Source organism: Kitasatospora sp. NBC_00374 (assembly GCF_041434935.1).
In the GTDB taxonomy this organism is placed as follows: domain Bacteria; phylum Actinomycetota; class Actinomycetes; order Streptomycetales; family Streptomycetaceae; genus Kitasatospora.
The window spans coordinates 1,731,277-1,749,044 of record NZ_CP107964.1; the positions used below are offsets into that span (position 1 = coordinate 1,731,277).

Genomic DNA, 17,768 nt, shown 5'->3' on the forward strand with positions numbered 1-17,768 from the left:
GGTGGTGATGGGGTCCGCAGGTCGTGCGGGGGCGCGGACGGCCGCCGGGTGGTGGGGTGGCCGTCCGCGCCGATGGGGCTCTAGAGGCCCTTGAGGACGGTCTCGATCTGGTTGAGGACGTCGATCGAGGTGCCGTAGCGGTCGGTGGTGCCGTAGGTGACCGGGATGACCTTGTTGGCCTTGACGGCCTTGAGCTGCTGCCAGGCCGGCTGCTTGTCCAGGTCCTTGGTGTCCTGCGGGACCTCGCCGGTGGCGGCCGTCTTCGGGACGAGGATGATGTCCGCGTCGGCCAGCACGTCGAGCTTCTCGGTCGAGTAGGTGACCTCGTGCTCCTTCGGGTCCGCGGAGGCGGCGGAGAACTGCGCGCCGGCGTCCTTCAGGACCTGGCCGACCCAGGAGGAGCTGGTGTCGACGAGGAACTCGCCGCCGCCGTAGGAGGAGGCGAAGGTCCACTTGACCGAGTTCAGCTTGCTCGCGTAGTCGGTCTTGATCTTCGCGGCCTTGGTGTCGTAGTCCGACTTCAGCTTCTTGAACTCGGCCTCCTTGCCCACCGCGAGCGCGATCTTCTCCTGGGCGTTCACCAGGTCGGCCGGCTTGTCGATGCCGAAGTGCAGGACGGGGACGCCGAGGCCCTCGAGCTTCTTGATGCCCCAGTCGAACGCGGTGGCGCCCTCGACGATGATCAGGTCGGGCCTGAGCGCGGCGACCTTCTCGATGTTGATCTCGATGCCGGAGCCGATCGGCTCGATCTTCGCGGCGGCCTCCTTCTGCGAGGGCAGCAGCTCCATCGGGTTGTTGTCGTCGATGGTGCTGGTGCCGACCGGCTGGACGCCGAGGTCCAGCAGCGCGCCGGTGGCGTAGGAGACGGAGACGATCCGCTTCACGCCCGCCGGGACGGTGACCTTGCCGTTGGTGGCCTCGACGACGACCGGGCCCGCGGCGGCCGTCGAGCCGGTCCCCTTGCCCGCTCCGGCCGCGTCCTTGCCGTCGCCGCCCGAGGAGGAGCAGGCGGCCAGCGCGAACATCGCGGCGGCGGCGCCGGCGGCGGCGATTCTGCGGCGCTGGGCGGCCGGGGTCACGAGCACGGCGGGGGTCTTCATGGTTCTCCTAGGGAGGCTTTCGCTGCGGTCCGCGCCGGACCGACGGGCCCGGGCCGACGCGTGGGGGTGGGGAAGGTTCAGCGGGCGGTGAGGTACGCGGACCAGGCGCGCACCGTCGGGGTGGTCTCGGCCAGGTCGGCGAACTCGACCCGCGCGCCGCGGGCGCGCCACAGGGAGATCAGGCTCATCAGCCGGATCGAGTCCAGACCGAGGTCGCGCAGGTCGTCGTCGTCGCCGATCTCCTCGGCCGGCTCGTCCAGCAGGTCCGCGAGGTCGGCGCGCAGGCTGTCCGGGTCGAGGCCCGGGATGGCGGAGGTCATCGGGTGGTCCGTTCGTCAGGGGGGAGTGCGGGGGCGGCGGGGACGGGGCTCAGCCCGCCGCCACCCCGACCTGGGCGCCGCGGCCGAAGTCCGTCCGCAGGTCGCGCGCGGTACGGCGGAGCAGCAGCGAGTCGCAGATCTCCCCGGACCGGACGGCGAGGGTGGAGAGCAGCGAGGAGGTGATGCCGTGGGTGTGCTCGGTGCCGCCCTGGAGGTAGATGCCGACGTCCACGTGGTCGGCCGTCAGGATCCGGTGGTCGCGGTCGACCCGCAGCCGGCCCTGCCCGTCGGTGAGGCAGGCGTCGGCGAGCTCGCCGAGCAGCGGGCGCGGGTCGACCGGTCGGTAGCCGGTGGCCAGCACGACGGCGTCCGAGTCCAGCGCGAACTCCTCGCCGGTGGTGAGCGAGCGGATCATCGCGCGGGCGCCGTCCGGGCCCTGCTCCACGCCGGTGAGGCGGGTGGTGTTGAGGATCCGCAGGCGCTCTCGGCCCTGCACCTTCTCCTGGTACACGGTGCGGTAGAGCTGCTCGATCAGGTCGCCGTCCACCACCGAGTAGTTGGTGTTGCCGTGGTAGTCGAGCAGGTCCTGCTTGACCGACTCCGGGGCGTCGAAGAAGTGGTCGACGGCGTCGGGGTCGAAGATCCGGTTGGCGAACGGGCTGTCGTCCGCCGGGCTGTAGCCGTAGCGGGAGAAGACGGCACAGACCTCGGCGTCCGGGAAGGTGCGGTGCAGGTAGTCGACCGCCTCGGCGGCGGACTGGCCGGCGCCGACCACGGTGAAGCGGCGGTGCGGACGGTCCGTCAGGGCCGGTGCCCTGAAGATCAGGTCGCGGGTGTGCCAGACGCGGTCGCCGAGTTCGACGCCCTCCGGCAGACGCGGCGTCAGGCCGGTGCCGACCGCGAGGTTGCGGGTGCGGCGGACCTGCTCGTCGGCCGGGTCGGTGGTGGAGCGGGAGACCACGTCCACGGCCTCGACGCGGCCGTCCACGACCACCGGGCGGATCTCGGTGGCGCGCTGCCCGTAGGCGACATCGCCGGCGAACTCGGCGGCGCACCACTCGAAGTAGTCGTGGAACTCGATCCGGGTCGGGAAGAAGCTCTTCTGGTTGATGAAGTCCGCGAGCCGGCCGCGCTGCTGAAGGTAGACCAGGAACGAGAACGGGCTGCTCGGGTCGCGCATGGTGACCAGGTCCTTGAGGAAGGAGACCTGCATGGTCGCGCCCTCCAGCAGCATGCCGCGGTGCCAGCCGAAGGCGGCCTGCTGCTCCAGGAAGCCGGTCTGCAGGGCCTGGCCCGGGTCGCGCCGGTTGTGGTCGGCGATCGCGATGGCCAGGGCGAGGTTGGAGGGGCCGAAGCCTATTCCGACCAGGTCGTCGGCGCCGCCGCTCCCGGCCTGTGCGCTCGACTCGCGCGATCCCGACATGCTCGTCCTTCCGTTGGCTGCTTGCCGGCGGGGCCTCACCCCGCACCGTTCCGGGAGTTCCCGACCCGCCCGCCTCGCCCGTTGATGAGGTAAGGCTTGCCTAACTTCTCTTAGATGTGCGCAGGTGTCAAGTTCGGACCCGGGTGCGCACGACCCCTCCGACCAGGGCAGTTGGCGTCGTTCAGGCCGGCACGGAGACCGCTGCCCGGGCGCCTGCGGGCGGGGCCGCGGCGCCGTCCGGCACCACCTCGGTCCCCGAGCCCGACTCGGTCAGCGCCCGCAGCAGGCTGTGGCGCACCCGGCCGTCCAGCACCCGGGCCGAGCCCACACCGGAGCGCACGGCACGCAGACAGCCCTCCATCTTCGGGAGCATCCCGCCGGCCAGTCCCGGCAGCATCCCCTCCAACTCCCCCGCGGTCAGCCGCTCGACCACCTCGGCGGAGTTCGGCCAGTCCCGGTACAGGCCCTCGACGTCGGTGAGCACCACCAGCATCTCGGCGCCGAGGGACACCGCCAGCGCGGCGGCGGCGGTGTCCGCGTTGATGTTGTAGACGTGGCCGTCGGCGCCGCGCGCGATCGAGGAGATCACCGGGATCCGGCCGTCCCCGATCAGCGCCTTCACCACGCCCGGCTCGATGGTGACGATGTCGCCGACCAGCCCGATGTCGACCTGCTCGCCCTCCACCACGGCGTACCGCTTGACCGCGGTCATGGTGTGGGCGTCCTCGCCGGTCATCCCGACCGCGAACGGGCCGTGGCCGTTCAGCAGGCCGACCAGCTCGCGCTGCACCTGGCCCGCCAGCACCATCCGCACCACGTCCATGGTCTCCGGCGTGGTGACCCGCAGACCCGCCGTGAAGGAGGACTCCAGTCCGAGCCGCTCCAGCAACGAGCTGATCTGCGGGCCGCCGCCGTGCACGACGACCGGGTGCAGGCCGGCGTAGCGCAGGAAGACGACGTCCTGGGCGAAGGCCGCCTTCAGGTCCTCGTCCACCATGGCGTTGCCGCCGAACTTGACCACCACGGTCTGACCGCGGAACCGCTCCAGCGACGGCAGCGCCTCGATCAACGTGCGGGCGCCGGAGCGCGGCTGACGCACAGTCGGAACAGTGCTCACAGGCCCCCCTGATTCGAAGTCTCCACCGCCGCCGACCACGACTCCCGGCCACCCGGCCACCATGTCGACAATCTTTAGGCAAGGCTTACCTTACATGCCGTCGGGCGAGCTCGTCACCCTCGGGTCCGACACCGCCGACCCGCCGTCGAGGCGCCTCCGGGAGCGATACTGGGAGGGTGGACGAGTCACTGCGGGTCCGGCCCGCGGCGCCGCTGCGGCCGTACGTCGCCTGGTACTCCGGGTACCGGCAGCGCGGGCTGGCCCCCGCGCGCCACCGCGGCCTCCCCTCCCCCTGGCTGACGTTCATCCTCACCCTGGACGAACCGCTCACCGTCGCCGCCCACCCCGACCCCCGGCAGCCCGGCGCCGCGTACGACAGCCTGCTCGGCGGCCTGCACACCACCCCAGCCCTGATCACCCATCAGGGCAGCCAGTCCGGCATCCAGCTCGCCCTGCACCCGCTCGGCGCCCGCGCCCTGCTCGGCCTGCCGGCCGGCGAGCTCGCCTCGCTCGACCTGCCCGCCGAGGCACTGCTCGGACCGGCCGTCCACGAGCTGCGCGAACGCGTCCTGGCGGCACCCGACTGGGCCGGCCGGTTCGCCGTGCTGGACCAGGAGCTCACCGGGCTGGCCCGACCGGCCAGGGCACCCGACCCCGAGGTCTGCCGGGCCTGGCAGCTGCTCACCGCCACCGGCGGCGCACTGCCGGTGGCCGAGCTGGCCCGGGAGGTCGGCTGGAGCCGCCGCCACCTCGCCGGCCGCTTCCGGCGGGAGACCGGCCTGACCCCCAAGGCCGCCGCCCGGGTGATCCGCTTCGACCGGGCCCGCCGCCGGCTCGACTCGCCCGGTGCGGGCGGCCTGGCCGGCCTGGCCGCCCGCACCGGCTACTTCGACCAGGCCCACCTGGCCCGCGAGTTCCGCGCCCTGGCCGGCTGCTCCCCCACCCGATGGCTCGCCGAGGAGCGCCCCGGCGCCGCCCGCGGCCGGACGCCCGACCGGGAACTCTCGCGCCCACTCGGGTGACCTGTTCCCAAACGTCCAAGCCGTCGGCGCCGGGGACGGCGCAGACTGGCCGAAACGGACGAGGAGGTGCACGATCATGACCGACCTGACCCCCGCACCGCAGGTGTGGCCCTCACTACGGGCCGACAACGCCCGGGCCCTGATCCGGTTCCTGGTGGAGGCCTTCGGCTTCGAGGAGACCGTGGTCTACGGCGAGGGCGAGCAGGTTCACCACGCCCAGCTCTCCTGGCCGGAGGGCGGCGGCATCATGCTGGGCTCCGCCCGCCCGGAGGACGAGGACGACAAGTGGCCGCTGCGCCCCGGGCACTTCGGCGCGTACGTGGTCACCGCCGACCCGGACGCGGTGCACGCCCGGGCCGTCGCCGCCGGGGCCGACATCCTCACCGGGCTGCACGTCACCGACTACGGCTCGCGGGACTTCGCGGCCCGCGACCCGGAGGGCAACCACTGGTCCTTCGGCACCTACCGCGGCGAACCCCGCAAGACCCCGCCCGCGACGGGCTGACCGGCCGTGTCCGCGACCGCGCCGGAGCGGCTGCGCGCCCTGTGCCTGGCCCTGCCCGAGTGCGAGGAGCGCCTCAGCCACGGCGAGCCCGCCTGGTTCGCCGGCGGGAAGCGGATGTTCGCGACCCTCGCCGACCACCACCACGACAACCGGTCGGCCTGCTGGACGGCCGCCCCGCCCGGCCTCCAGGAACACCTGGTGGCGGCCGACCCGGACCACTTCTTCCGCCCGCCGTACGTCGGCCACCGCGGGTGGCTCGGGATCTACCTGGACGTCGACGTCGACTGGCCGCACCTCGCCGACCTGGTCACGGCCGCGTATCTGCTGGTGGCCCCGGCGCGGCTGCGGGCGGCGGCCAGCGCACGCTGACGGGCCGTCCCGTCCTCCACCGAACTCGCCTGCTCCGTCGGCCCGTTGACGCCAGCGTCCAGGCGGAAGGGGTGGCCGGCCTGCCGGTGGCGGGTGGGCTGCGTGCGTGCGTGCGCCCAGGAGAGCAGTGTCCCTCGCCGACGGCCGTCGCCTCCTCACACGTGCCGTGAAGGTAGTGCCCGCCGCCGCACCGGTCAAGAGCCGGAACCGGACCCGGACCGGGCCTTGACGCATCAAGTTAGGAAACTTAACTTATGGATCCTCTCCTGCGCTCGCCCCCTCTCACCCCACGGAGTTCCCATGTCCGGGACGCTCAGCAGACGGATCGGCCTGTTCCAGGCCACCGCCATCAACATGAGCCAGATGTGCGGCATCGGCCCGTTCGTCACCATCCCGCTGATGGTCGCGGCCTTCGGCGGCCCACAGGCGGTGATCGGCTGGATCGCCGGCGCGGTCCTCGCCCTGGTCGACGGGCTGGTCTGGGCCGAACTCGGCGCCTCGCTCCCCGGCTCCGGAGGTTCCTACGTCTACCTCCGCGAGGCCTTCCAGTACCGGACCGGCCGTCTGATGCCGTTCCTGTTCGTCTGGACGGCGATGCTCTTCATTCCGCTGATCATGTCCACCGGCGTGGTCGGCTTCGTCCAGTACCTCGGCTACCTCTGGCCCTCGATGGGGCAGGGCGAGGGCGACCTGGTCGGCCTCGCCGTGGTGGGCCTGGTGGTGGTGCTGCTCTGGCGCAAGGTGGAGAGCATCGCCAGACTCACCACCGTGATGTGGGGCGTCATGATCGTCGCCGTGGGCGCCGTGATCGTCGCCTGCTACAGCGACTTCTCGCCGACGATGGCCTTCAGCTGGCCCGCGCACGCCGTCGACCTGACCCGCGGCCAGTTCTGGCTCGGCTTCGCCGCCGGCCTGACCATCGGCATCTACGACTACCTCGGCTACAACACCGCCGCCTACCTGGGCGCCGAGGTCAGACGGCCCGGCCGGGTGCTGCCGCGCGCCATCGTGTTCTCGATCACCGGCATCATGGCCATCTACCTGCTGCTCCAGATCGGCGTCCTCGGCGCGATCGACTGGCACGAGATGCTCGACCCCGGCTCGGTCGCCTCCAGGTCCGTCGCCTCCGCGGTGCTGGAGCGCGTCTGGGGCCCCGCGGCGGCCGACGTGGTGACCGTACTGATCCTGGTCACCGCCTTCGCCTCCGTGCTGACCGGCCTGCTCGGCGGATCCCGGGTGCCCTTCGACGCCGCCAACGACCGGGTCTTCTTCCGCTCCTTCGGCAGGCTGCACAGCCGCCACCACTTCCCGGTGCTCGGCCTGGTCGCGATGGGCACGATGACCGCCGTCGGTTTCCTGATCGGCCGGCACACCGATCTGGCCACCCTGATCAGCCTGCTGACCACCGTCATGGTGATCGTCCAGGCGTTCGCCCAGATCCTCGCCGCCACGGTGCTGCGCCGCCGCCGGCCCGACCTGCCGCGCCCGTACCGGATGTGGCTCTACCCCGCTCCGAGCATCCTGGCCGCCGCCGGATGGCTGGTCATCTACGGCTACGCGGACCGCAACGCGCCCGGCCTGCACCCGATCGAGTGGTCGCTGGTGTGGGTGGCGGCCGGCGGCCTCGCCTTCCTGGTCTGGTCCCGGGCCGAACGGGTCTGGCCGTTCGCACCCGCCGAGATCCGCGAGGCGGGGGTGCCCACCGAGGTCTGATTCCCCCCGCCGCGCACAACGCAACCGGATGGGCATCTGCCACCGCAACGGCCCGGCCGACCGGAAGTGGGTCCTGCCGGTCTGACTCCGTCCGGGCTCAGGCCGCGCCCACCGGCCCGTCGGCGGACGCCCCGGCGCACCCGTCGGCGGGCTGCGCGGTCACCCGGTCCGCGGGCACCGGCGTCGCGTACGCCTCGGCGACGGTCGCCCGGTCGAAGACCCGCCAGGTCGCGGCCGACACCAGCACCGCGACCACGAAGCCCACCCAGTACGGCGCCGTCAGCCCGAAGCCACCGGCCAGTGCGCCGCCCAGCAGCGCGCCGAGGCAGTTGCCGCCGGCCGCGATGAACAGGTTGCTGCTGCCGACCCGGCCGAGCATCTCCGGCGGCGTCAGCCGCTGGCGCAGCGAACTCGCCACGATCCCCCACAGCGCGCCGTGCACCCCGAAGGCGAACAGGGCGAACCCGATCAGGTAGGGATCACGGGAGGTCGCCAGGGCCAGGTGCAGCCCGGCCTCCACCAGCAGCCCGACCCGGATCGTCCAGGTCGCCGTCACCCGGGCGATCAGCCGGTCGCCGACCACCGAGCCGAGCACGCCGCCGGCGGCCATGCAGGTGAACAGCAGCCCGTAGCCGACCGACCCGAGGTGCAGCCGCTGCGAGGCGAGCAGGACCAGCACCGCGGTCGCGGCGGTCAGCGTCACGTTCAGCAGCCCGATCAGCACCGCCATGGTGCGCAGCAGCCGCTGCCGCACCAGCCAGCGCAGGCCCTCCGCCATCTCCCCGACGACCGAGCGCGGCCCGGCGGGCCCCGGCTGCGGGCCGCTCGCCGGGGCCGCCCGGTAGACGCCGCCGACCAGGCCGATCAGGACGGCGCTGGCGGCGTACGTGGCGGCGTTGGCGAGGAACGGCAGGCCGGCGGCCAGCACGAACAGGAACCCGCCGAGCGGCCCGGCGACCATCTGCTGCATCAGGGTGGCACCGCCGAACAGCAGTCCGTTCGCCCGTTCCAGGCGCTCCCGGGGCACCACCGCCGGGAGGACCGCCTGACTCGCCGCGCGGAACACGATCTCGCCGGTGTTGACCACGAACAGCACGGCGTAGAGCAGCGGGAGGCCGGCGTGCCCGGTCGCGACCGCCGCGGCCAGCACCCCCATCGCGACGACCCGCACCCAGTCCACCACGACCATCAGCCGGCGCCGGTCGGTCCGGTCGACCAGCACCCCGCCGGGCAGCGCGAACAGCAGCCAGGGCAGCCAGCCGACCCCGGCGGCGGCGGAGACCAGCAGCGGATCGTCCGTCCGGGCGGCGACCAGCAGCGGGGTCGCCACCATCGCCAGTCCGCTGCCCAGCGCCGAGGTCGTACTCGCCGCCCAGAGTCTGACGAACCGCCCGCCGAGCCGCGCCACCCCGTTGTCGTCCATGGCGCGCGAACCTACCAGAGCGCACACGGACGGTCCTCGGAGTTTCGCCGGCTCAGCCCTGGCCGGCCGTGCGGCGTTCGAAGACCTCGGGGCGGGCGGTGCCGAGCGCGGTGGCCAGCGCGCCCCGCAGGACGGCCTCGTCGCCGAGGACGCTGGCGGCCAGCCGGGGGCGCAGCGGGGTGAGACGGTACAGGGCCTGTTCCACGGGTTCGAGCAGCAGGTCCGCGCCGTGGCCGAGGCCGCCGCCGAGCACCACCAGGTCGGGGTCGAGCACCGCAGAGACGACCGCCAGCGAGTAGGCGAGCTGCTCGGCCTCCCGGCGGACGGCCTCGGCGGCCCGCGGGTCGCCGGCCCGGGCGGCGGCGAAGACCTGCTTGGCCGTCAGCGGCCCCGCCAGGCCGAGTTCCGTGGCCGAGCGCACCACGGACTGGGCGGCGGCGGCCTCCTCCAGGGTGCCGCGGCCCGGCAGCGGGAGGAGCCCGATCTCGCCGGCCGCGCCGTGCGCACCGCGCTGCAGTTCGCCGTCGGCGACCACGCCCATCCCGAGGCCGGTCCCGATCAGCAGGTAGACGAAGAGCCGGCTGCCGGCGCCCGCGCCGCACGCGTACTCGCCGAGGGCGGCCAGGTTGGCGTCGTTGTGCACGCTGATCCGGGTCTCCAGCCCGGCCTCGATCCGGGGAGGTTGGGCGCGTACTGCACGCGCTGCTCGGTCTCGTCCCAGACGCCCGGGCTGCCGATCGCCGCGTGCACCACGTCGGCGGGGCCGAGGCCGGCCTCGGCGGTGGCGGTGCGGGCGGCGGCGATCACCGCGTCGGCGACGGCGTTGGCGGTACGGCCCCGGTTGGGAACGTCCTGTCGGGTGACGATCCCGCCGGCGAGGTCGGCGAGGGCGACCCGCAGCCGGGCCCGGCCGATGTCGATGCCCAGCACGTGTCCGGCCGTCGGGTCCGGTTCGTAGAGCACCGCGATCCGGCCGCGTTCGGGGGCCAGCAGGCCGGCCTCGCGGACCAGGCCGGCCTGCTCCAGGGTGGCGAGCGCGGCCGAGACGGTGGGTTTGGACAGCCCCGTGTCGCGGGCCAGCTGGGCCCGGGAGGAGGGGCCGCCGGTGCGCAGCCGTTCGAGCAGCAGCCACTCGTTGTTGCTGCGCAGACGCTGTCTGCTCCACGGTTGCGGCGCGTGGAGCTGCCGCATCGGTCCCGGAGCGGCCTCCGGGCCGTCGGCCGGCGCGGGGCGGGGGCTCATCGGTTCCTCCGGGCGGTTGCAGCTGTCGTCCGGCGGCAACTCTATGCAATCGGCGGCCGGGGCCGGGGCGGCTCGGTCCGGCCGGCCGGCCGGCCGGGTCAGCCGGCCCCGACCGCCACCCGCTGGGCCAGCAGCACCCGGGCCCGGGCGAGGGCCGCGCCGGGGTCCCGCACTCCGGTGTAGACGCAGACCGTGTACAGCGCGTCCTCCTGCCGGCGCCGGGCCTTCCGGTCGGGTGCCGGCAGGCCGGCCAGGCCGTCGAGCTCGCGGACGAGCCGGTCGAGTGCGGTGTAGTCGATCAGCGGCATGGAACCACTCCGTAGCGAAGGCGGTGAGTCGGAAGGCGGGTACCCGCGATCCCCGGAGGCAACCCGCAGGCCGCGAACGTTCCCGGTTCTTCCCCCGCTCCCCTCCCCAACCGGCACAAACCACCCACAGTCCGGCGCGGCCGTCCGCTCCCGACGGGGTGGCACCCGAATGGCCGTACCGGCACCGCCCCAAGATTGTTTCGAATGGCGCGACCGCACGGATCGCCGGACACTCGGAGTCCGGGGGGCATCTCGACGTATTGAGAGGCGACCCGTGAAATCACGATCCACCGGGATTGTCGTCGGCGCTGCGGCGGCATCCCTTCTTCTTGCGCTCACCTCCTGCGGCAGCGCCGCCCAGTCGACGGGCTCCTCCTCCTCCGGAAGCGGCAGCGGAACCGGAGCGGTGAAGATCGGTGTACTCCTTCCGGAGTCCAAGACCACCCGCTACGAGCAGTTCGACAAGCCGTTGCTGGAGGCCCGGATCAAGGAGCTGGCCCCGAACGCGCAGATCGACTACTACAACGCCAACCAGGACGCCACGCTCCAGCAGACCCAGGTCGACACGGCCCTCACCAAGGGCAACCAGGTCCTGGTGCTGGACGCGGTGGACGCCAAGTCCATCCAGGCCTCGGTCCAGAAGGCGCACGACGCCGGCGTCAAGGTGGTCGCCTACGACCGGCTGGCACAGGGCCCGGTCGACTCGTACGTGTCCTTCGACAACAACAAGGTCGGCCAGCTGCAGGGCGAGGCGCTGGTCGCCGCGATCGGCGACAAGGCCTCGGCCGGCAAGATCATCATGATCAACGGCTCTCCCACCGACCCGAACGCGGCCCAGTTCAAGGCCGGCGCGCACAGCGCCATCGACGGGAAGCTGACCATCGGCAAGGAGTACGACACCCCCAACTGGGACCCGAACAACGCCAACCAGGAGGCCGCCGCGGGCATCACCGCCATCGGCGCCCCGAACGTGGTCGGGGTCTACTCGGCCAACGACGGCATGGCGGCGGGTATCTCGACCGCGCTGAAGGCGGCCAACCTCAGCGTCCCGCTGACCGGCCAGGACGCCCAGCTGGACGCCGTGCAGCGGATCCTGATCGACACCCAGACGATGTCCATCTACAAGCCGTACAAGCCGGAGACGGACATCGCGGGCGCGATGGCCGTGCAGCTGGCGCAGGGCAAGACGCTCGGGAAGGACCTGGTGCCCACCACCGTCACCAGCGGCAGCGGGCAGACCGTGCCGGCCAATCTGATCACGCCGATCGTGCTGGTCAAGGACAACATCAAGAGCACCGTGGTCGCGGACGGCCTCTACACCGTGGCGCAGATCTGCACGCCCGACTACGCCGCGGCCTGCACCGCCGCAGGGCTCCAGTAACCGACCGTCGTCCAGGAGGAGTTGATAGCCATGGCGGGTCCTCCCGTGCTGGCGCTGCGTAGCATCTCCAAGCGGTTCGGCGCGGTGCAGGCCCTCACCGAGGTCGAGATGGAGGTGGCGGCAGGCGAGGTGGTCGCCCTGGTGGGCGACAACGGCGCCGGCAAGTCCACGCTGGTGAAGGCGATCGCCGGGGTCAACCAGCCCGACGAGGGCGTCATCGAGTGGCAGGGCCGGTCGGTGAACATCCACCGGCCGCAGGACGCCCAGCACCTCGGCATCGCCACCGTCTACCAGGACCTCGCGCTCTGCGACAACCTCGACGTGGTCGGCAATCTCTTCCTCGGACGCGAGCTGAAGCGCTACGGGGTGCTCAACGAGGTCGCGATGGAGAAGCGCTCGCGCGAGCTGCTCAACACGCTGTCGATCCGGATCCCGAGCGTGCGGATCCCGATCGCCTCGCTCTCCGGAGGCCAGCGGCAGACCGTGGCGATCGCCCGGGCGCTGATCGGCGAGCCCAAGATCGTCATTCTGGACGAACCCACCGCCGCCCTCGGCGTGGAGCAGACCGCCCAGGTCCTCGACCTGGTGGAGCGGCTCCGCGACCGGGGGCTCGGCGTGATCCTGGTCAGCCACAACATGGCCGACGTGATGGCGGTGGCCGACAGGGTGGCGGTGCTGCGGCTGGGCCGCAACAACGGCGTCTTCGACGTCCGGTACACCAACCAGCAGGAGATCATCTCCGCCATCACCGGCGCCACCGACAACGCCGTGACCCGGCGGCAGGCCCGCGGCCAGGAGGGGACCTCATGAACGGCGACGAGCGCCGCGAGTCGGGGCGCGGACCGCTCCCCGAGGACAGCATGTCCAGGGACGGGGTGAACGCCCCCGTCCCGGTCGCGCACGACGCGACCCCCGCCGTCGACCCACGTCTGATCGTCCGACAGGAGGGTCTCAGCGGATATCTCGGCGAGTTCAAGCGACGGCTGAGCAGCGGCGAACTCGGCTCGCTGCCCGTGGTGCTGGCACTGATCGTGATCTGGGCGGTGTTCGGCAGTCTCGACAGCACCTTCCTGTCCGCGCAGAACCTCTCCAACCTGTCCCAGCAGATCGTCGGCACCGGCATGATCGCCATCGGTGTGGTCTTCGTGCTGCTGCTCGGCGAGATCGACCTGTCGGTGGGCTCGGTCAGCGGCCTGTGTGCCGCGATCTTCGCGGTGCTCAACGTGACCCACGGCGTCAACCAGTGGCTGGCGGTGCTCGCGGCCCTGGTGGGCGGTGCGCTGGTCGGTGCGATCCAGGGTGTCTTCTTCGCCAAGGTCGGTGTGCCGGCCTTCGTCGTCACCCTCGCCGGTAACCTCGGCTGGAACGGCCTGATGCTGCAGATCCTGGGATCCAGCGGCACGATCAACCTGTCCGGCACCGACGCCGTCTCCAAGCTGTACACCACCATCTACAGCCAGACCATCGTCGCCTACGCGGTGGCGGCCATCGGCGTCCTGCTCTTCCTCGGCGCCTCGCTGTTCGACACCCGGCGGCGCAAGGCGGCCGGGGTGCCGTCCCGTCCGCCGGCGGACATCGCCCTGCGGACGGTGGCGCTGGCCGTGGTCGCGTTCGTGGCCGCGTACACGCTGAACCAGTACAAGGGGCTGCCGCTGGCCCTGCTGATCTTCCTGATCTTCATCGTGGTGCTGGACTTCGTGCTCCGCCGCACCACCTACGGGCGCCAGATCTTCGCCCTCGGCGGCAACATCGAGGGTGCCCGGCGAGCCGGTATCAACGTGTCCTGGATCAGGATCTCGGTGTTCTCGATCTGTTCGACCATGGCCGCCGTCGGCGGTCTGTTCCTGGCCGCGCAGATCCAGTCCGCCAGCCAGACCTCCGGCGGCGGCAACCTGCTGATGAACTGCATCGCGGCGGCCGTCATCGGCGGCACCAGCCTCTTCGGCGGCCGGGGCAGCACCTGGTCGGCGCTGCTCGGTGCACTGGTGATCGGCTCGATCCAGTCCGGGATGAACATCATGGGCCTGAGCAACGCCATCCAGTTCATGGTCACCGGTGCGGTGCTGCTGGCCGCGGTCGTGATCGACTCGCTGTCGCGCCGGAGCCAGAAGGCGGCCGGCCGCGCCTGACCGGTACGTCCTGCGGGTGAGCCCCGGTACGGTCCGCGGACCGTACCGGGGCTCACCCGCGGGGGGCTACTCGCTCTTGATCGCGTCCAGCACGTTCAGGCGGGCGGCCCGGCGGGACGGCCAGGCGGCGGCCAGCAGGCCGATCACGGCGGCCAGCACCAGGAAGAGCAGGATCCGCACCGGCGGGACGACGGTGGTGAGGTCCTTGAAACTACTGGTCAGCGTCCGGTTGCCGGCCCAGGCGACCACCGTCCCCAGCAGGACGCCGATCACCGCGCCGAACAGCGCGATCAGCAGCGACTCCAGCCGGACCATCCGGCCGATCCCCCGCCGGTCGAGCCCGATCGCCCGCAGCATGCCGATCTCGCGGCGGCGTTCGAAGACCGACATCGCCATGGTGTTGACCACGCCCAGCACGGCGACCACCACGGACATGCCCAGCAGGCCGTACATGATGTTCAGGACGGCGGTGACCATCTCGCGGGACTCGGCCTTCAGGTCGGCCCGGCCCTTGACCGCGATCAGCGGGTTGCCGCCGGTGGCGTCCTTGATCGCCTGCTTGAGCCCGGCGTCGGCGCCGTTCGCGCCCTTGACCAGGACCTTGCTCAGCCCAACGCCGGGGGCGTGCGGGGCGACCAGGGAGTCGGGGACGAGCATCCCGCCCAGCGAGGCGGAGTTCTCCAGCACACCGCCGACCGTCAGCGTCCCGGTGGCGCCGTCCGGGTACCGGACCTCCACGGTGTCGCCCGGCCGGAGGTGCCAGTACCCGGCGTAGCCCGCGCTGACCAGCACCTTCCCCTGGCGCAGCGCGTCCGGCGAGCCCTCCTTGACCGCGAGGGTGGCCACCTCGCCGATGGTCGCCGCGTCGACGCCGGTCACCCAGGTGGTCTCCTGGCCGACCTCGACCTCCACCGTCCGCTCGACGCTGCTGGCGGCCACCCCGGGAGCCTTGGCGATCTGGGCCCCGACCTCGGGCGAGAGCACCGAGTAGTTCGCCATGGTCACGGTGTAGTCGGCGCGGTCGTCCACGTCGGCGGCCCGGTCCACGGCCCGGTTGACCGAGGCGCCGACCACGGTGAGCGCGGTGATCAGAGTGACGCCGATGGTCAGCGCGGAGGCGGTGGCGGCGGTCCGGCGCGGGTTGCGCAGCGCGTTCTCCCGGGCGAGCTTGCCGGGCATGCCGTACAACCGCTGCAGCAGCGGGGAGAAGAGCGCGATCAGCGGGCGGGACAGCAGCGGGGTCAGCACGAACACGCCGACCAGCAGCGCGCCCGCGCCGGCCCCGACCGCGCTGGTGCTCTTGGTCGCGGCGCCCAGCAGCAGCCCGGCGGCGCCCAGCAGGCCGATCACGCCACCGATCAGGTTGCGGACCAGCAGGCTCTTCTGGGTGGCCGGCTGCTCACCGCTGCCCATCGCGGCGACCGGGGCGATCCGGGCCGCACGGCGGGCGGGCAGCCAGGCCGCCATCACGGTGACCGCAACGCCGACGCCGAGCGTGATCAGTACGGTCGTGGGGGCCAGCACCAGCGGGCCGTCCGGGAGGTTGGCGTCCAGCGGGCCGTTCACCAGGGCCTTGAGCCCGACCGCGATGCCGGTGCCGGTGACCAGACCACCGGCAGAGGCGACGGTGCCGATCAGCAGGGCCTCGGCCAGCACCGACCGGGTGATCTGGCGGCGGCCGGCGCCGACGGCGCGCAGCAGCGCGATCTCGCGGGTGCGCTGGGCGATCAGCATGGTGAAGGTGTTGGCGATGATGAAGATGCCGACGAACAGCGAGATGCCGGCGAAGACCAGCAGTGCCTGACTGAGGCCCTTGGTGGTCTCGGCGATCGCCTTGTCCTGCTCGGCGGCGAGGTCGGCGCCGGTCTTCGCGGTGACCGCGTCGGCCTTCGGCAGGGCCTGCCGGACCAGGGCGAGCAGCTGCCGGTCGTCGGTGCCCGGCTTCGCCTTCACGTCGATGGCGTCGAACTGGCCGGGGTGGGTCAGGTAGAGCCGCTGCGCGGTGGCGGTGTCGAAGGCCGCCAGCGAGCCGCCGGCCTGCACCCGCGGGTCCCTGGTGTCCAGCAGGCCGGTGAGCCTGAGCTCCATCACCGGGCCGTTGACGGCCACCCGGACGGTGTCGCCGACCCCGAAGCCGCCCTTGCGGGCCGTGTGGGTGTCCAGCGCGACCTCGCTGGCGCTCCGCGGGCCGCGGCCCTCGACCAGCGGGTAGCGGCTGTCCGTACCGTCCGCGCCCGGCACGTAGTTGGTGCCGGTGGTGGAGAAGCCGTCCCCGATCAGGTTGCCCTTGCGGTCCGCGATACCGGCGAAGCCTGACACCACGCCGCGGGCGTCGGCGGCACCGGGCAGCTGCGCGATCCTGCTGCGCACCTCCTCGGTGAGCGCGGGGCCGGTCGAGCCGCGGCCGCCGCGGTCGTAGGACCGGCTGACGGCGCCGTCGTCCGTGACGGCGACCGCCACGTCGGTGAAGCTCCTGGCGTTCTGGGACTTGAGCGCGGAGCCCAGGGTGTCGGTGAAGACCATGGTGCCGGCGACGAAGGCGGTGCCGAGCATGATGGCGAGCGCGGTCATCAGCAGGCGGCCCTTGTGGGCCAGCACGTTGCGCAGTGCGGTGCGGTACATGGGTGTCCTGAAGTCGGAGGTGCGGGGCGGCGGTTGGCCGGGCGTCAGCTGGTGCGGCCCTTGGCGTCGAAGCGGCGCATCCGGTCGAGGACGGTGTCGGCGGTGGGGTGGTGGAGTTCGTCGACGATGCGGCCGTCGGCGAGGAAGACGACGCGGTCGGCGTAGGAGGCGGCGACGGGGTCGTGGGTGACCATGACGACGGTCTGGCCGAGTTCGCGCACGGAGTTGCGCAGGAAGGAGAGGATCTCGGCGCCGGAGCGGGAGTCGAGGTTGCCGGTGGGTTCGTCGGCGAAGACGATGTCGGGCCGGGAGGCGAGGGCGCGGGCGCAGGCGACGCGCTGCTGCTGGCCGCCGGAGAGCTGGGAGGGGCGGTGGCTGAGGCGGCCGGAGAGGCCGACGGTGTCGACGACGGTGTCGAGCCAGGCCTGGTCGGGCTTGCGGCCGGCGATGTCCATGGGGAGGGTGATGTTCTCCAGGGCGGTCAGGGTGGGGAGCAGGTTGAAGGCCTGGAAGACGAAGCCGATGCGGTCGCGGCGCAGTCGGGTGAGCTGCTTGTCCTTGAGGCCGACGAGTTCGACGTCGCCGATGGTGGCGGAGCCGGAGGAGACGGTGTCGAGGCCGGCCATGCAGTGCATGAGGGTGGACTTGCCGGAGCCGGAGGGGCCCATGATGGCGGTGAACTCGCCCTGGCCGAAGGCCACGCTCACGTCGTCCAGCGCCACCACCCGGGTCTCGCCCTCGCCGTAGACCTTGTTGAGGCCGGTGGCGCGGGCGGCGGCGGTGGTGGTCGTCATGGTGCTCACGAGGGGCTCCTGGCTGGGTCGGGATTGCGTGGGTCCCGTCCATCCTCGGTGGCGTGTCGGCGCAGGCTGTCGGCCTGCCGGACGGTTGGGCGCACCCCGCTCGGTCGGGGCGGCGGGGGCCGCTCTCCTCCTTTCGGATGACCCGACCCCGGCCTCGGGACGTACCGGGGGGTGGGGTGAACCGAACCCCCGGGTTCCGTGCTGCCCCCCTCGTACCGGGCGGGCGGCCGCGGAAGGCTGGAATCACCCCCGAGAAGCCGTCGGGGCATCCGATCCGCTCCTCGTCCACCT

Annotated in this window: 15 protein-coding genes and 1 pseudogene; 7 read left to right on the top strand and 9 right to left on the bottom strand. The window is 72.4% G+C overall.

The genetic code is table 11. The annotated features are described in order from the left end of the window. Window positions 1-80: 80 nt before the first annotated feature. The 4 genes from OG871_RS07645 to argB form a co-directional block, all read right to left on the bottom strand. Window positions 81-1,100 carry an ABC transporter substrate-binding protein gene (locus OG871_RS07645; RefSeq protein ID WP_371495284.1) on the bottom strand — a complete coding sequence of 340 codons (1,020 nt, stop codon included), beginning with the start codon at window positions 1,098-1,100 and terminating at the stop codon, window positions 81-83. A gap of 77 nt (window positions 1,101-1,177) precedes the next feature. Beyond that, entirely contained in the window at window positions 1,178-1,420 is a 243-nt protein-coding gene (locus tag OG871_RS07650) for a phosphopantetheine-binding protein (RefSeq protein WP_371495285.1), read from the bottom strand. Between the two features lie 49 nt (window positions 1,421-1,469). Beyond that, window positions 1,470-2,843, bottom strand: coding sequence for a lysine N(6)-hydroxylase/L-ornithine N(5)-oxygenase family protein (locus OG871_RS07655; RefSeq protein WP_371495286.1), 1,374 nt, complete (start codon window positions 2,841-2,843; stop codon window positions 1,470-1,472). 181 nt (window positions 2,844-3,024) lie between these two features. After that, window positions 3,025-3,960, bottom strand: coding sequence for an acetylglutamate kinase (argB, locus tag OG871_RS07660; RefSeq protein ID WP_371495287.1), 936 nt, complete (start codon window positions 3,958-3,960; stop codon window positions 3,025-3,027). Between the two features lie 176 nt (window positions 3,961-4,136). On the opposite strand from argB, the gene OG871_RS07665 reads away from it, so the two are divergent. The 4 genes from OG871_RS07665 to OG871_RS07680 all read left to right on the top strand — a co-directional run bounded on the left by OG871_RS07665 (window position 4,137) and on the right by OG871_RS07680 (window position 7,569). Continuing rightward, entirely contained in the window at window positions 4,137-4,982 is an 846-nt protein-coding gene (locus tag OG871_RS07665) for a helix-turn-helix domain-containing protein (RefSeq protein ID WP_371495289.1), read from the top strand. A gap of 76 nt (window positions 4,983-5,058) precedes the next feature. After that, window positions 5,059-5,487: a VOC family protein gene (locus OG871_RS07670; RefSeq protein WP_371495291.1), complete on the top strand. Its 429-nt coding sequence runs from the start codon at window positions 5,059-5,061 to the stop codon at window positions 5,485-5,487. A gap of 6 nt (window positions 5,488-5,493) precedes the next feature. Then, window positions 5,494-5,856 (top strand): MmcQ/YjbR family DNA-binding protein, encoded by a 363-nt coding sequence (locus OG871_RS07675; protein ID WP_371495292.1) that lies wholly within the window; start codon window positions 5,494-5,496, stop codon window positions 5,854-5,856. A 300-nt stretch (window positions 5,857-6,156) separates the two neighbouring features. Next, window positions 6,157-7,569: an APC family permease gene (locus OG871_RS07680; RefSeq protein WP_371495294.1), complete on the top strand. Its 1,413-nt coding sequence runs from the start codon at window positions 6,157-6,159 to the stop codon at window positions 7,567-7,569. Between the two features lie 97 nt (window positions 7,570-7,666). Here the strand turns inward: OG871_RS07680 and OG871_RS07685 are convergent, their stop codons facing one another. The 3 genes and pseudogenes from OG871_RS07685 to OG871_RS07695 form a co-directional block, all read right to left on the bottom strand. Next, window positions 7,667-8,992, bottom strand: coding sequence for an MFS transporter (locus OG871_RS07685; protein ID WP_371495296.1), 1,326 nt, complete (start codon window positions 8,990-8,992; stop codon window positions 7,667-7,669). Window positions 8,993-9,044: 52 nt separating this feature from the next. Further along, window positions 9,045-10,183, bottom strand: a pseudogene (locus OG871_RS07690) (ROK family protein). A gap of 149 nt (window positions 10,184-10,332) precedes the next feature. After that, a complete protein-coding gene (locus OG871_RS07695) occupies window positions 10,333-10,542 on the bottom strand; it encodes a DUF5133 domain-containing protein (RefSeq protein ID WP_371495298.1) in 210 nt (69 codons plus the stop codon). 406 nt (window positions 10,543-10,948) lie between these two features. Here OG871_RS07695 and OG871_RS07700 point away from each other — a divergent pair, with 406 nt between their 5' ends. The 3 genes from OG871_RS07700 to OG871_RS07710 are packed head-to-tail and all read left to right on the top strand — an operon-like array spanning window position 10,949 to window position 14,052. Then, window positions 10,949-11,923, top strand: a complete 975-nt coding sequence (locus OG871_RS07700; RefSeq protein ID WP_371495300.1) for a substrate-binding domain-containing protein — start codon at window positions 10,949-10,951, stop codon at window positions 11,921-11,923. 30 nt (window positions 11,924-11,953) lie between these two features. Further along, complete coding sequence (locus OG871_RS07705; protein ID WP_371495302.1) at window positions 11,954-12,733, top strand: ATP-binding cassette domain-containing protein; 780 nt, start codon at window positions 11,954-11,956, stop codon at window positions 12,731-12,733. A gap of 50 nt (window positions 12,734-12,783) precedes the next feature. Then, window positions 12,784-14,052 (top strand): sugar ABC transporter permease, encoded by a 1,269-nt coding sequence (locus OG871_RS07710; RefSeq protein ID WP_371503236.1) that lies wholly within the window; start codon window positions 12,784-12,786, stop codon window positions 14,050-14,052. A gap of 66 nt (window positions 14,053-14,118) precedes the next feature. Here OG871_RS07710 and OG871_RS07715 read toward each other — a convergent pair whose 3' ends face one another. Both OG871_RS07715 and OG871_RS07720 read right to left on the bottom strand, forming a co-directional pair. Further along, complete coding sequence (locus OG871_RS07715) at window positions 14,119-16,674, bottom strand: ABC transporter permease (RefSeq protein WP_371495304.1); 2,556 nt, start codon at window positions 16,672-16,674, stop codon at window positions 14,119-14,121. A gap of 44 nt (window positions 16,675-16,718) precedes the next feature. After that, window positions 16,719-17,468: an ABC transporter ATP-binding protein gene (locus OG871_RS07720; protein WP_371503237.1), complete on the bottom strand. Its 750-nt coding sequence runs from the start codon at window positions 17,466-17,468 to the stop codon at window positions 16,719-16,721. Between the last annotated feature and the right edge of the window lie 300 nt (window positions 17,469-17,768).